Raw genomic sequence first — 12,347 nt, 5'->3', positions numbered from 1 at the left:
CCTGCGGCAAGGACGGTCAATGGGTGCCCGTGGGTGTGGGTCAACCGACAGTGCTGATGGACGGGCTGACTGTCGGCGGGTCGGCAGCCTGAGTCGGAAGACAAGCGCAACGGCAGGCGCAGGGTTAACCATACGCCACTTTGATTCGACAGCGTTCCAACCGGCGCTATTAATTTGAGCGCCGGTTGGTTAATTTTCTTTTATTTACTTTCAGACACTTAACCGGTGCATTCCCCGAGAAATACAGATAAATCGCTGCTAATTATCTGCGATTCAGAGGCTGTTAACCCCCTGTCCCGTAAACCAGTTCTGCAATCAGGCGGAGCAACGGATGACCGAAGAGCAGCTTTCTTCCAATCACCCCCCACTCCCACCCACCACGGAAGAGGACCGGTTTTCGTGGCTTCGCCTGTTGCGCTCGCGCAAGGTCGGCCCGGCGACGTTTCGTCGGCTGATGCGCGAACATGGCTCGGCGCAGAACGCGCTGGCCGCGCTGCCTGAAATGGCACGCGCCGCCGGAATAGAAGGGTATGAAACCTGCCCCCCCGGCGTGATCGAGGCGGAACTCAGGGCCGCAGAAGCCGCCAAAGCGCGGCTTTTGTGCCTTGGGTCCGCGGATTTCCCCGACGCATTGAACGACCTATCCGATGCCCCGCCCTTGCTTTGGGCCATCGGGGATGTGTCGCTGTTGCAGAAACCGGCGATTGCGATGGTGGGCGCGCGCAACTGTTCCTCGTTGGGCGCGCGGATGGCGCGTGGTCTGGCGCGCGCCTTGGGCGAAAAGGGACATGTGATTGTTTCGGGTCTGGCGCGCGGTATTGATACGGCGGCGCATATGGCGTCGCTGGACACCGGCACAGTTGCCGTCATGGCGGGTGGTGTTGATGTCATTTACCCGGCCGAGAACACGGAACTGGCGCATAATATTGCAACCAAGGGACTGCGGCTGTCGGAACAGCCGATGGGCGTGACACCTCAGGCCAGGCATTTTCCGCGCCGCAACCGTATCATCTCGGGCCTGGCCCAAGCTGTCGTGGTGGTTGAGGCAGCCGCCAAATCCGGCAGCCTGATCACGGCGCGTGACGCCCTGGATCAGGGGCGCGAGGTTCTGGCCGTGCCCGGCCACCCGTTCGACGCCCGCGCTGCCGGGTGCAACCTTTTGATTCGGGACGGTGCAACGCTGGTTCGGTCGGCGGACGACGTTGTCGAAGCCCTGCCACGGCACGGTGATCCGATCTTTGCCGAACCCGAGCTGCCACCTGCCAAGCAGCCACGGTCTGCCGCACAGGATTTGCAGGCGCAAATCCTTGAGCGGCTGGGACCTTCCCCCATCGCCGAAGATCAGTTGCTGCGCGATATTGCGGCCTCGGCAGGGGATCTGGGGCCAGCGCTGGTCGACCTTGAACTGGACGGACGAATCCAGCGACAGCCGGGCGGGTTGTTGTCTCTGGCAGGCTGATTTGGATGGAAGGCAAGATTGCCCAGCCGAACGCTCTGCCTGCCAGCCAGCGCGGGTATCACGCTGAAATCACGTCGCTTTTCCGCCTGCCAAAGGAACGCATTGACAATCCCCGCTTGCCCCACACATTTTGCACCACCATAAAAGGCGCCACATTCGTCGAGCGAGGTTTCCCCTTAAATGCCCGTAGTTGTTGTAGAATCTCCGGCCAAAGCAAAAACAATCAATAAATATCTCGGCCCTGACTACACCGTTCTGGCCTCTTACGGCCATGTGCGGGACCTGCCGCCAAAGGACGGATCGGTCGATCCGGACCATGGATTTTGCATGACATGGGAAGTGGGCAATGACAGCCGCAAACATGTAAAGGCCATCGCCGACGCGCTGAAAGAAGACAACGCGCTGATCCTCGCCACCGACCCTGATCGTGAGGGCGAGGCGATCAGTTGGCACTTGCAGGAAGCGCTGACCAAGCGCCGATCGATCAAGAAAGATACACCGGTCAGCCGGGTGACCTTCAACGCCATCACCAAAGAGGCGGTGACAGAGGCGATGAAAAACCCGCGCGATGTCGATATGCCCCTGGTCGAAGCGTATCTGGCGCGCCGCGCCTTGGATTACCTTGTTGGCTTCAACCTGTCACCGGTTCTGTGGCGCAAACTGCCCGGTGCAAAATCCGCAGGTCGGGTGCAATCGGTCTGTCTGCGCCTGATCGTCGAGCGTGAGATGGAGATCGAAGCGTTCAAGCCGGTCGAGTACTGGTCGGTCCGGGCCCTGTTCGAGACACCGCGTGGTCAAACCTATGAGGCGCGGCTGGTCACTTTGGCGGGCAAGAAACTGGACAAGCACGATCTGACCAACGCAACACGGGCCGAACTGGCGGTTCAGGCCGTCACCAGCCGCGCGCTGCGTGTGACTTCGGTCGAAGCCAAGCCCGCCGCGCGCAATCCAAGCGCGCCGTTCATGACTTCGACCCTGCAACAGGAGGCCAGCCGCAAATTCGGCATGGGCGCGCGCCATGCGATGCAGGTGGCGCAGCGCCTCTATGAGGCCGGATACATTACCTATATGCGAACCGACGGGATCGACATGGCCCCCGAGGCCGTGACAGCAACGCGCGACACCATCGCGGATCGATACGGTGCAGAGTATGTGCCGGACAGCCCGCGTATGTACAAGAACAAGGCCAAAAACGCGCAGGAAGCACACGAGTGTATCCGCCCCACGGATATGACGCGTGATGCCAAGGCGCTGAAGGTCACGGATGAAGATCAGCGCAAGCTTTATGATCTGATCTGGAAACGGACAATTGCCTGCCAGATGGCGGCAGCACGGTTGGAGCGCACCACGGTCGAGATTGGCAGTGACGACGGTCAGGTCGGTCTGCGTGCCACCGGTCAGGTGGTATTGTTCGACGGATTCATGCGCGTCTATGAGGAAGGCCGCGATGATGTCGCCGATGATGACGAAAAGCGCCTGCCACAGATCATGAAGGGCGACCCCGCGCGCTTTTCCAAAACTACGTTGCGCGATCAGTTTGCCAAGGCCACCAGCGAGTCGGACAAAGCCGCAATCATGGCAGATAACGAAGCCGTTCTGGCGTTGCAGCATCACACGCAACCGCCGCCGCGCTATACCGAGGCCACTTTGGTCAAGCGGATGGAGGAGCTGGGGATCGGACGTCCGTCGACCTATGCCTCGATCGTGACCACGATTCAGGACCGCGAATATGTACGCAAGGACAAGAACCGGCTGATCCCCGAGGAAAAGGGCCGGATCGTCACTATCTTTCTGCTGAATTTCTTCCGCCAGTATGTTGGCTACGAGTTCACCGCGAATCTGGAAGAGCAACTGGATGACGTCAGCGCCGGTGATCGTGACTACAAGGATCTGCTGGGCAAGTTCTGGCGTGATTTCTCAGTAGCGATTGGTGAAACATCCGAACTGCGCATCTCGGAAGTGCTGGACAAGCTGGACGAAGCATTGGCGCCACAGCTTTACCCCCCGCGTGAGGACGGGTCCGACCCGCGCATCTGCCCGAAATGCGGTTTGGGGCAATTGCACTTGAAAACCTCGCGCACTGGCGGGTTCGTGGGCTGCGGCAATTATCCGGAGTGCAACTATACACGGCCCATCGCCGGTGAAGGCGCGGAAGGCGACGAACAATTGCTGGGCGAAGACGCCGGGGATGAGATCTGGCTGAAATCCGGTCGCTTTGGGCCGTATGTCCAGCGAGGCGAACCCACGCCCGAGAACAAAAAGCCGCCGCGCTCCTCGCTTCCACGCGGCTGGAGCAAGGATGACATGGATCTGGACAAGGCGCTGACGCTTCTGTCCCTGCCCCGTCAGATCGGTGAACACCCCGAAGGCGGCATGATCACAGCGAACTTCGGGCGTTTTGGCCCCTATCTGATGCATCAGCTGGCCGATGAAGCCAAGCCGGTCTATGCCAATCTCAAAGACCCAAACGATGTGTTCGAAATCGGTATGAACCGCGCCGTTGAGCTTTTGGCCGAGAAACGGGCCAATCCCGGCGGACGCGGGCGCGCCGCGGCAAAAGCTTTGAAAGACCTGGGCGAGCATCCAGACGGCGGCGCGATGCAGGTTCTGGACGGACGGTACGGGCCATATGTAAAATGGGAAAAGGTCAACGCGACCATCCCGAAAGACATCAAGCCCGAAGAGCTGACGCAGGAAATGGCCATAGAACTGGTCAATGAGCGCGCATCCAAGAAAGGCACCAAAAAAAAGGCTGCACCCCAAAAGAAGGCAGCCGCGAAGAAGACAGCAAAGAAAGCGGCTGAATAATCCGGACGTTTGACCGGGACATGTCACAAAGCGCGCAGGCCGGTTTCTGAATAAAGGAACCGGCCTGCGTGTTTATGGACTGACGCGATACAGGATTGCGTTGATCAGTAAAGGAGTTGAGACATGTTCAGAACCGCCATTCTTGTTGCGGCGATAGGCGTTGCGGCTGCCACGCAGGGCCAGGCCGCGCATCACGTCAAATCTGCCACAGCCGAAATCATCAACGCGCAAGGCGACGTCATTGGTCAGGCGAAGGCGACGCAAGGGCCCAATGGTGTTCTGCTGCACGTACGCGTCACTGACCTGCCGCCGGGAAAACATGGGTTACACCTGCACAGCCATGGTGTCTGCGAGGCCGGTGAAGGGTTCAAGACGGCCCAAGGCCATGTTGGCAAAGTTGAAGGCGCACATGGGCTGCTGAACCCTGAGGGCCCCGAGCCCGGCGATCTGCCCAATCTATATGTGGGACAGGATGGTGTGGGCGAGATGGAGGCCTTTACAAACCTTGTTTCACTTGAGGGTGACGGGAGCGCATTGCTGGATGCGGACGGGTCAACTTTCATCATCCACGAAGCTGGCGACGATCACATTAGCCAACCCATTGGCGGTGCCGGGGGGCGCATCGCCTGCGGAATCCTGATCGCCGACTGACACTATTGTAAGCTGAACTACCGTAGAAATACCTGAACCTTCTGGTTTCATTGACTTCCCCATGACGTGGCGGCAAAACCTGCCCATCACCATGTCATTGGGGGAGTTTTCCATGAAGAAAGTCTATGCCAATGCCGCCGAGGCACTCGATGGGGTGCTGACGGATGGCATGCTGATTGCCGCGGGCGGGTTTGGCCTGTGCGGCATTCCCGAACTGTTGCTTGCTGCCATCAGGGATTCGGGCGTCAAAGACCTGAGCTTTGCGTCGAATAACGCCGGTGTGGACGATTTCGGCATCGGCATCCTGTTGCAGACCAAGCAGGTCAAAAAGATGATCAGCTCGTATGTGGGCGAAAACGCCGAATTCATGCGCCAGTATCTGAGCGGTGAGCTGGAACTGGAATTCAACCCGCAAGGAACACTGGCCGAACGGATGCGCGCCGGTGGGGCCGGTATTCCCGGTTTCTACACCAAGACGGGCGTCGGCACCGTGATTGCGGAAGGGAAAGAGCACAAGGATTTCAACGGCGAGACCTACATCCTTGAGGAAGGAATCTTCGCCGATCTGGCCATCGTCAAGGCCTGGAAAGCTGACGACACCGGCAATCTGGTGTTCCGCAAGACCGCCCGCAACTTTAATGTGCCCGCAGCCACCTGCGGCAAGATCTGCGTGGCCGAAGTGGAAGAGATTGTTCCGCGCGGCTCACTGGACCCGGACAAGATCCACCTGCCCGGCATCTATGTGCATCGCATCATTCAGGGCGATCATGAAAAGCGCATCGAACAGCGCACCACCCGCAAGAAGGAGGACGCATAATGCCCTGGGACCGCAATCAAATGGCCGCACGCGCGGCAGAGGAACTGGACGACGGCATGTATGTGAACCTCGGCATCGGTATTCCGACGCTGGTGGCGAACTATGTGGGCGACAAGGACATCACTCTGCAATCCGAAAACGGAATGCTGGGTATGGGTCCCTTCCCGTACGAGGGTGAAGAAGACCCGGACCTGATCAACGCGGGCAAACAGACAATCACCGAACTGTCCCGCACCGCCTATTTCGACAGCGCTACGTCCTTTGCGATGATCCGGGGCGGCAAGATCGCTGCTGCGATCCTGGGTGCCATGGAAGTGGATGAGAAAGGCGACCTGGCAAACTGGATGATTCCTGGCAAGCTGGTGAAAGGCATGGGCGGTGCCATGGATCTGGTTGCAGGCGTTGGGCGCGTGATCGTGGTTATGGACCACACCAACAAGCACGGTGAAAGCAAGGTCCTGAAGGAATGCACTCTGCCACTGACCGGCAAGGGCGTCGTGGATCGCATCATCACCAATCTTGGCGTTCTGGACGTGGTCGAGGGCGGATTGAGGATCGTTGAACTGGCAGAAGGTGTCAGTGAAGACGAAATGCGCGCTGCGACCGAAGCGACAATCGTCGGCTGAACAAAAGAAAAGGCCCGCCGGAACGAGGCGGGCCTTTTTCAGTTTGAGGTCTGGAACACGCACCCATCTGAAATCAGATCCGGCGGTGTCGCGCACAAAGCCCGCGCGATCTGGAAAGCGGCCAGAACCTTGGGCACATAGTCTCGGGTTTCGGCATAAGGCGGCACGCCGCTGTGTTTACGCACAGCCCCCTCACCAGCGTTGTAACCGGCCAGAACCAAGATCGGATCATTTCCGAACTCTTCCATCAGCCAGTTGAGGTATTTCACACCCCCGGCGATGTTCTGCGAGGGTTGCAGACTGTCCTTAACTCCAAAGCGGGCAGCTGTGGCCGGCATCAACTGCATAAGACCCTGTGCACCGGCCGAACTGACGGCATCCGCGCGACCGGCCGATTCAACCGAAATGACAGCCAGCACCAGTGCTGGCGACACATTGGTTCCCACGGTTGATCGCAAAATCTCGATCCCACGTTCTTTCGCTATGTCTTGCAGCGATTGCAGCCGGGGTGATCTTACATTCGTCGCCGCCAGCGCGTTTATGGCAGCATCAAGCCGCCCGGCCCCGCCTTCATCAATGTGCGGTGAAATGCGGTCCCAGAATGCCTTGTACGACCCTTTAGGGTCAGGCGCGGCACCGATTCCCGGCACTGTGGGCTGAACCACTTTGGTTCTTGCTATGATTTCTGGAACCACCAGCTCCACCCCTGTGCTGGGGGCTGAGGGCTTGGCCGCGTGTTCCTCGGGTGTGATCTGAATGGTCACGCGAGGACGCTCACCCGGCTTGGGCGCTTTGATCCGCTTGTAAACTCCGCGCGGCTCAACCTCGGTCGCATACCCGGGTGCGACACCAGATAGTAGAAACGCCAGTACACCGGCGCATTGAAGTGCGTTCCGGAGAGTCATGTGCCTGCCTCATGTATTCTTTTTACGCGATTTGAACCGCGAATCTTCGCCCAAAGCCAGAAAAACAAAGCGAATTGGGGCAATTTCGCCTCATTTGGCGTAAATTTGCACCGCTGTGGAGCTCTTGGTGCGGATCAAAGAATTTTTTTTTATTTTATTTACAATGCTTTGCCCATTTAGTGACCAAAAAGTTAAGCCGCACGAAAAAAAATCTGTGTTTGGCCCAATTCCTGCCACGCACAACAGGCAAACATTAATCCATACCGAGACGGACATGAGCGGACTGAGAGAGAAAGCTCTGAAGAACGCCGAGGTTTGTTAAACTCTTTTTGATCCTTTAGGAGGGACGTAACATGATCAAGTTCATCAAGAACTTCCGCAAAGACGAAGACGGCGCAGTAACAGTTGACTGGGTTGTTCTGACCGCAGCAGTCATCGGCCTGGCAGCCGTTGCATACCAGCAGATCTCGGCTGGCGCGACCGGCCTGGCAACAGACGTGAACACCGCTCTGAACGGCGCATCGCTGAGCACCGGCAGCAACACCACAACCGGCGGTATCACAGCTGCAGGCAGCAACTAAGCCTCTGGTTTAGCAAGATTTCGAGACCGCGCCTTCAGGTGCGGTCTTTTTTTGTTTCAGAAGTACCGGTACTTCTGAGGCAAAAATACAGGCTAATAGACATGACGCCGCCCGACACATCACGAGTGCCACCGAATTAGTCACGCCCTTTTCAGGTCTCACCGCAAAAAGGAACACGTGAAAAAGTGCTGAATCTTAGATATCTTCACCAAAATCAACTTTTGGCCTGATTTCCGCCATCCGAACGAACCACTGTTGGGCGACGTTACGGGAAACACTGAATTGTCGTATTGGAGATATGTAGATGCTAAAGTTCCTTAATCGGTTCAAATCGAACGAAGCAGGAGCGGTGACCGTTGACTGGGTGGTTTTGACCGCAGTATTGATCGGTCTGTCAGGCGCGACCTACCTCGTCATCAGCTCAAGTGTTGATGGTATCGGCGGTAACATCAACCAAGCCATGAGTTCCTCTGTTGTCAGCACCGGCTCGAACACCGGGCCTGGCGGTCTCGTCACAGCGGGAACCAACTGAACCACAGCGAGTTTTCACATTCACCCACTTTCCTGAGCTTGTTGGTGAACGTGTAGGGCAAATAAACGCGGCGGCCTTTTTTGGGCGCGGCGTTTGTTTCGTTGTTCTTCGTCTGGCCTGCCGTAAGGAAATGACAGCAGTCGTTTTGCGGAATTGTGCGAAAGCTGACGCAGAATCTAACAAGCAGACATTTTTGTCCCACATTTCGACACAATTTACATTTAACACTTGGGCTGTTTCAAAGTGGCCCTTTGGCCGCTTAGTATCCGGCTAAATAAGAAAGAGGTGCATGTATGCGAGCGGTATTCGGACTTGTCCTGATTGTCGGCGTTGCTCTGGCTGGGGGCGCCGTTTACATGGCGCGCAACTATATTGCGGCTTATCAAAGCGAACTGGCACGGCAGAAACAAGCGGCAGAAGAAGCGCTGGCCAATGCCAAAGTCGATGTGATCCCGACGGTAACTGTTTACGTTTCAAATCGTCCTCTGAAATACGGTGAACGCCTGACGCAAGAAGACATTCGCGCTGTAGACTGGCCGGAAAACGCGATTCCCGAAGGTACGTTCTCTGATCTCACTGCCTTGTTTCCCGAAAGTGGCGCCAATGAGCGTTATATTCTGAGGACCATGGAAAAAGACGAGGCGATTATGGAGGTCAAGATCACACGGCCAGGCGAATCGGCCGGGCTGACCTCTCGTCTTGAAAAAGGTATGCGCGCCTTTGCGATCAGCGTCGACGTGGCCTCTGGTGTTTCAGGCTTCCTGCGCCCCGGCGACAATGTCGACATCTACTGGACCGGGTCAAGCGGGACGGTAGAAGGGAATTCTGGCGGCATCACCAAACTGATCGAAACCAACGTTCAGCTGATCGCCGTCGACCAGACCGCTGGTTCGGACGTCGCAAGCGCAACGATTGCACGCACAGTCACGGTCGCAGCCACGCCGGAACAGGTCGCAGCACTCGCGCAGGCCCAGAACACCGGGCGGCTGTCACTGGCCCTTGTTGGGGTACAGGATGACTCTGTTGCGTCGGCAATCGAGGTGGATCAGCGCAAACTGCTTGGAATAACGGCAGCCGCTCCGGAACCGAAGGAAGAGGTTGAACAGGTCTGCACGACGCGCATCCGACGCGGTGGCGAGATTGTCAACGTGCCTATCCCCTGTACAAATTGACGCCAATTCAGAGTGTTACAAGATCGGAGCCGCATCTCAGATGCGGCTCTTTTCTTGTTGTTGTTGCCAATTCTCCACATAAGGAAAATTCCAGAAACCATTGATTATTGCAATAAATTCGGATTTCGCGCAGTCTCTCTGCACATAGGGCATAAGACCCAAAAAACGAGGCGTGATCGGAGAGGCAGGTCACATGACAATACGTTCCTGGATCAGCGCAACCCTGCTGGGGTTGTCGCTTGTTATGGGCCCGGTCGGCGATGCCGCCTGGGCTGAATCCCTTCGCGTGGTAAAAAAGGGCACAGTGGAAACGCTGGAAGTTCCGATGAACCGCGCGATTGTTGTGGAAAGCGAACAACCGTTTGCAGAGCTCAGCATTGCCAACGCAGGCATTGCGGATATCTCTTCGCTTTCGGATCGCACAATCTATGTTTTGGGTAAGGCCCCTGGCCTGACCACGCTGACACTGTTTGATGGCGCAGGAAATCTGCTTGCCAACGTACGTGTCCGGGTCTCGCCCGATGTAACCGAATTTAAAGAGCGTCTGCGTCAGATCCTGCCAAGCGAGCAGATTGAAGTGCGCACCGCCAATGATGGCATCGTACTGTCCGGCACGGTTTCAAGCGCCGCCAAACTGGCCCGCGCACTTGAATTGGCTGAACGCTACGCGCCCGAACGTGTATCGAACCTGATGTCTGTAGGTGGCGTGCAGCAAGTGATGTTGAAAGTACGCTTTGCCGAGATGAATCGTACTGTTGCCAAAAACCTGACAGCGTCGCTTGGTTTCGGCGGCAGTGACGTTACCGGCGGTTTCAACACACTCAACAACCAGCTTTCGCTGAACAACGCTATCGCGAACAACATCCCAAACGTTCAAACAAATACAGGCGCGATTCTGTTTGGGTTTGGCGCGGGCTCGACGCAGGTTCGCTTGTTGCTGGAAGCGCTTGAAAGCAAGGGTTTGGCCCGCAGCCTGGCCGAACCAAATTTGTCTGCCCTGTCTGGGCAAGAAGCAACATTCCTGGCCGGCGGCGAAGTTCCGATTCCTGTACCACAGGATGATGGCGTCGTAGCTATTGAATATAAGGCTTTCGGGGTCGAGATGGACTTCATCCCACGTGTTGTGGATGGTAACCTGATCAACCTTGAAATGGGAACTGCCGTTTCCAGCATCGATCAAAGCTCGGACTTTACGATCAACGGCGATTCTGTTCCCAGCTTCATTACCCGTCGTGCGACGACCACGATTGAACTGCGCGATGGGGAAAGCTTTGCCATTGCGGGTCTGATTCAGGATGATTTTTCTGATCTCAGCAATCAGGTTCCGTGGCTGGGAGATGTACCGGTGCTGGGCGCATTGTTTCGCAGCGCGAACTATCAACGCGCTCAAAGCGAACTTGTGATAATCATCACGGCGCATCTTGTAACGCCGACACGCGGCGAGGCGCTAGCCCTTCCCACCGATCGTGTCAAACCGCCCAGCGAATTTGACCTGTTCGTGAATGGTCGGGTTGCTCGTACACAGCGTCCCGGAGCCGGCGGAGCATCCGAAGTTGCCAAACAGGACTTCGGCAGCTCGTACGGCTACGTCCTAGATTGATCAGGAGGATAGGACCAATGCAGAAGTGGATCATCACACTGGGTCTTACGGTCGCCGTTGCCGCATGTACGCGCGAGGCCGGATACGAGATCGATGCCGGAACCTTCGGAAACGCGACATTGAACAATATACAGGTTCAAAACGGCGAGTTGACATATGCTCAGATTCTCGGTCGCAGATTTGCCGCAGATGTGCCCAGTCAAGTGAACTTTGCCTTCAACAGTTCGCAACTGGATGCATCAGCTCAACGCATTCTGCTGCAGCAAGCTGACTGGATCAAACAGTTCCCCGAAGCCAGGTTCCGGGTTTACGGACATACGGATGCCGTAGGCTCAACAAGCTACAACAAGAGTCTTGGGATGCGCCGCGCACAAGCGGTAGTCGCATTCCTTGAACGGCAAGGAATCTCGCGTTCACGTCTTGAAGCCGTTGTATCCTTTGGAAAAACGCAGCCGTTGATCGCAACACCGAATCGGGACCGCCGCAACCGCCGGACTGTAACGGAAGTTTCTGGCTTTGTTGACCGTCACCCGCAACTGCTGGACGGCAAATACGCCAACGTCATTTATCGCGAATACGTTGAAAGCGCGACGTGGAAGAGCACGATTGAACAGGTGACCGCGACAGACGCATCTGATGCGGGTGAATAATATACGCGAAATGGGCGACATCGTCGCCCATTTCCCTACAATTGGTTCTTTTGCGCCCAATTCTTGCCCAACTTCAGAGCAACTTTGTGAACAATAGGGTGACCTGCGGCCAAATTTGACCGTATTGGGGCGACAGCACATCAATCTGGCGGAATTCGTTCATATGACATGCTGAGCCCTCACGACGAGGATAGTGTTTATGACCAGCGCAACGCCGCAAGACGAAACTTCTGCAATCCTGGCCTGCACCATAAGCCGGGATGTCCAGAATTTCGATCTTCTGATTGAAGACATGGAAACCATTCTGGGCGAGCGCTGGGGCGACTTGGGTTTTGCCGAAGCGCTGGCCTTTTTCAGCCAGCCAGAAGCCGAAGCGCTTGAATTCGTTGCATTGGCAATCGACGGGGAAGATGAAGACAACCTGTCATTGATGGGTGAAATCATCACGCGGGCCAAGGAAAAGAAAATCAAGGTCGTCCTGATCGCCGAGGACGTCACACCTGCTTCGCTCCACCAACTGCTGCGCAAGGGCGCGGACGAGTTTGT

Annotated in this window: 11 protein-coding genes and 1 pseudogene; 11 read left to right on the top strand and 1 reads right to left on the bottom strand. The window is 56.7% G+C overall.

Annotated features, from left to right (window positions below; all coding sequences use genetic code 11):
- The first annotated feature begins 331 nt into the window (after nt 1-331).
- The 5 genes from dprA to AC2FNC_RS17950 all read left to right on the top strand — a co-directional run bounded on the left by dprA (nt 332) and on the right by AC2FNC_RS17950 (nt 6,361).
- A complete protein-coding gene (dprA, locus tag AC2FNC_RS17970; RefSeq protein WP_496716145.1) occupies nt 332-1,459 on the top strand; it encodes a DNA-processing protein DprA in 1,128 nt (375 codons plus the stop codon).
- A 180-nt stretch (nt 1,460-1,639) separates the two neighbouring features.
- Nucleotides 1,640-4,267 carry a type I DNA topoisomerase gene (topA, locus tag AC2FNC_RS17965; protein WP_480518858.1) on the top strand — a complete coding sequence of 876 codons (2,628 nt, stop codon included), beginning with the start codon at nt 1,640-1,642 and terminating at the stop codon, nt 4,265-4,267.
- 123 nt (nt 4,268-4,390) lie between these two features.
- Nucleotides 4,391-4,918 carry a superoxide dismutase family protein gene (locus AC2FNC_RS17960; protein WP_480554473.1) on the top strand — a complete coding sequence of 176 codons (528 nt, stop codon included), beginning with the start codon at nt 4,391-4,393 and terminating at the stop codon, nt 4,916-4,918.
- A 112-nt stretch (nt 4,919-5,030) separates the two neighbouring features.
- Entirely contained in the window at nt 5,031-5,735 is a 705-nt protein-coding gene (locus AC2FNC_RS17955) for a CoA transferase subunit A (protein WP_209505579.1), read from the top strand.
- Nucleotides 5,735-6,361, top strand: a complete 627-nt coding sequence (locus tag AC2FNC_RS17950) for a 3-oxoacid CoA-transferase subunit B (RefSeq protein ID WP_480473704.1) — start codon at nt 5,735-5,737, stop codon at nt 6,359-6,361. Before AC2FNC_RS17955 ends, AC2FNC_RS17950 begins: the two co-directional genes overlap by 1 nt.
- A 38-nt stretch (nt 6,362-6,399) precedes the next feature.
- Here the strand turns inward: AC2FNC_RS17950 and AC2FNC_RS17945 are convergent, their stop codons facing one another.
- Nucleotides 6,400-7,266, bottom strand: coding sequence for a lytic transglycosylase domain-containing protein (locus AC2FNC_RS17945; protein ID WP_480518854.1), 867 nt, complete (start codon nt 7,264-7,266; stop codon nt 6,400-6,402).
- A gap of 353 nt (nt 7,267-7,619) precedes the next feature.
- Between AC2FNC_RS17945 and AC2FNC_RS17940 the strand changes: the two genes are divergently transcribed.
- The 6 genes and pseudogenes from AC2FNC_RS17940 to AC2FNC_RS17915 all read left to right on the top strand — a co-directional run.
- A complete protein-coding gene (locus AC2FNC_RS17940; protein WP_496716143.1) occupies nt 7,620-7,847 on the top strand; it encodes a Flp family type IVb pilin in 228 nt (75 codons plus the stop codon).
- 304 nt (nt 7,848-8,151) lie between these two features.
- Entirely contained in the window at nt 8,152-8,379 is a 228-nt protein-coding gene (locus AC2FNC_RS17935) for a hypothetical protein (protein WP_496716141.1), read from the top strand.
- 293 nt (nt 8,380-8,672) lie between these two features.
- Entirely contained in the window at nt 8,673-9,551 is an 879-nt protein-coding gene (gene cpaB, locus AC2FNC_RS17930) for a Flp pilus assembly protein CpaB (protein ID WP_480488502.1), read from the top strand.
- A 193-nt stretch (nt 9,552-9,744) separates the two neighbouring features.
- Nucleotides 9,745-11,151 (top strand): type II and III secretion system protein family protein, encoded by a 1,407-nt coding sequence (locus tag AC2FNC_RS17925; RefSeq protein ID WP_496716139.1) that lies wholly within the window; start codon nt 9,745-9,747, stop codon nt 11,149-11,151.
- Between the two features lie 17 nt (nt 11,152-11,168).
- Entirely contained in the window at nt 11,169-11,801 is a 633-nt protein-coding gene (locus tag AC2FNC_RS17920) for an OmpA family protein (RefSeq protein WP_480518846.1), read from the top strand.
- 199 nt (nt 11,802-12,000) lie between these two features.
- Nucleotides 12,001-12,347, top strand: a pseudogene (locus AC2FNC_RS17915) (AAA family ATPase); the annotation flags it as partial.

Source organism: Ruegeria sp. BHSA123, assembly GCF_059613425.1.
This window is presented reverse-complemented; position numbering and strand designations above follow the sequence as displayed.

Coding starts and splice junctions, on each gene's coding strand:
- dprA (WP_496716145.1), top strand. CDS start 332: ATGACCGAAGAGCAGCTTTCTTCCAATCACCCCCCACTCCCACCCACC.
- topA (WP_480518858.1), top strand. CDS start 1,640: ATGCCCGTAGTTGTTGTAGAATCTCCGGCCAAAGCAAAAACAATCAAT.
- AC2FNC_RS17960 (WP_480554473.1), top strand. CDS start 4,391: ATGTTCAGAACCGCCATTCTTGTTGCGGCGATAGGCGTTGCGGCTGCC.
- AC2FNC_RS17955 (WP_209505579.1), top strand. CDS start 5,031: ATGAAGAAAGTCTATGCCAATGCCGCCGAGGCACTCGATGGGGTGCTG.
- AC2FNC_RS17950 (WP_480473704.1), top strand. CDS start 5,735: ATGCCCTGGGACCGCAATCAAATGGCCGCACGCGCGGCAGAGGAACTG.
- AC2FNC_RS17945 (WP_480518854.1), bottom strand. CDS start 7,266: ATGACTCTCCGGAACGCACTTCAATGCGCCGGTGTACTGGCGTTTCTA.
- AC2FNC_RS17940 (WP_496716143.1), top strand. CDS start 7,620: ATGATCAAGTTCATCAAGAACTTCCGCAAAGACGAAGACGGCGCAGTA.
- AC2FNC_RS17935 (WP_496716141.1), top strand. CDS start 8,152: ATGCTAAAGTTCCTTAATCGGTTCAAATCGAACGAAGCAGGAGCGGTG.
- cpaB (WP_480488502.1), top strand. CDS start 8,673: ATGCGAGCGGTATTCGGACTTGTCCTGATTGTCGGCGTTGCTCTGGCT.
- AC2FNC_RS17925 (WP_496716139.1), top strand. CDS start 9,745: ATGACAATACGTTCCTGGATCAGCGCAACCCTGCTGGGGTTGTCGCTT.
- AC2FNC_RS17920 (WP_480518846.1), top strand. CDS start 11,169: ATGCAGAAGTGGATCATCACACTGGGTCTTACGGTCGCCGTTGCCGCA.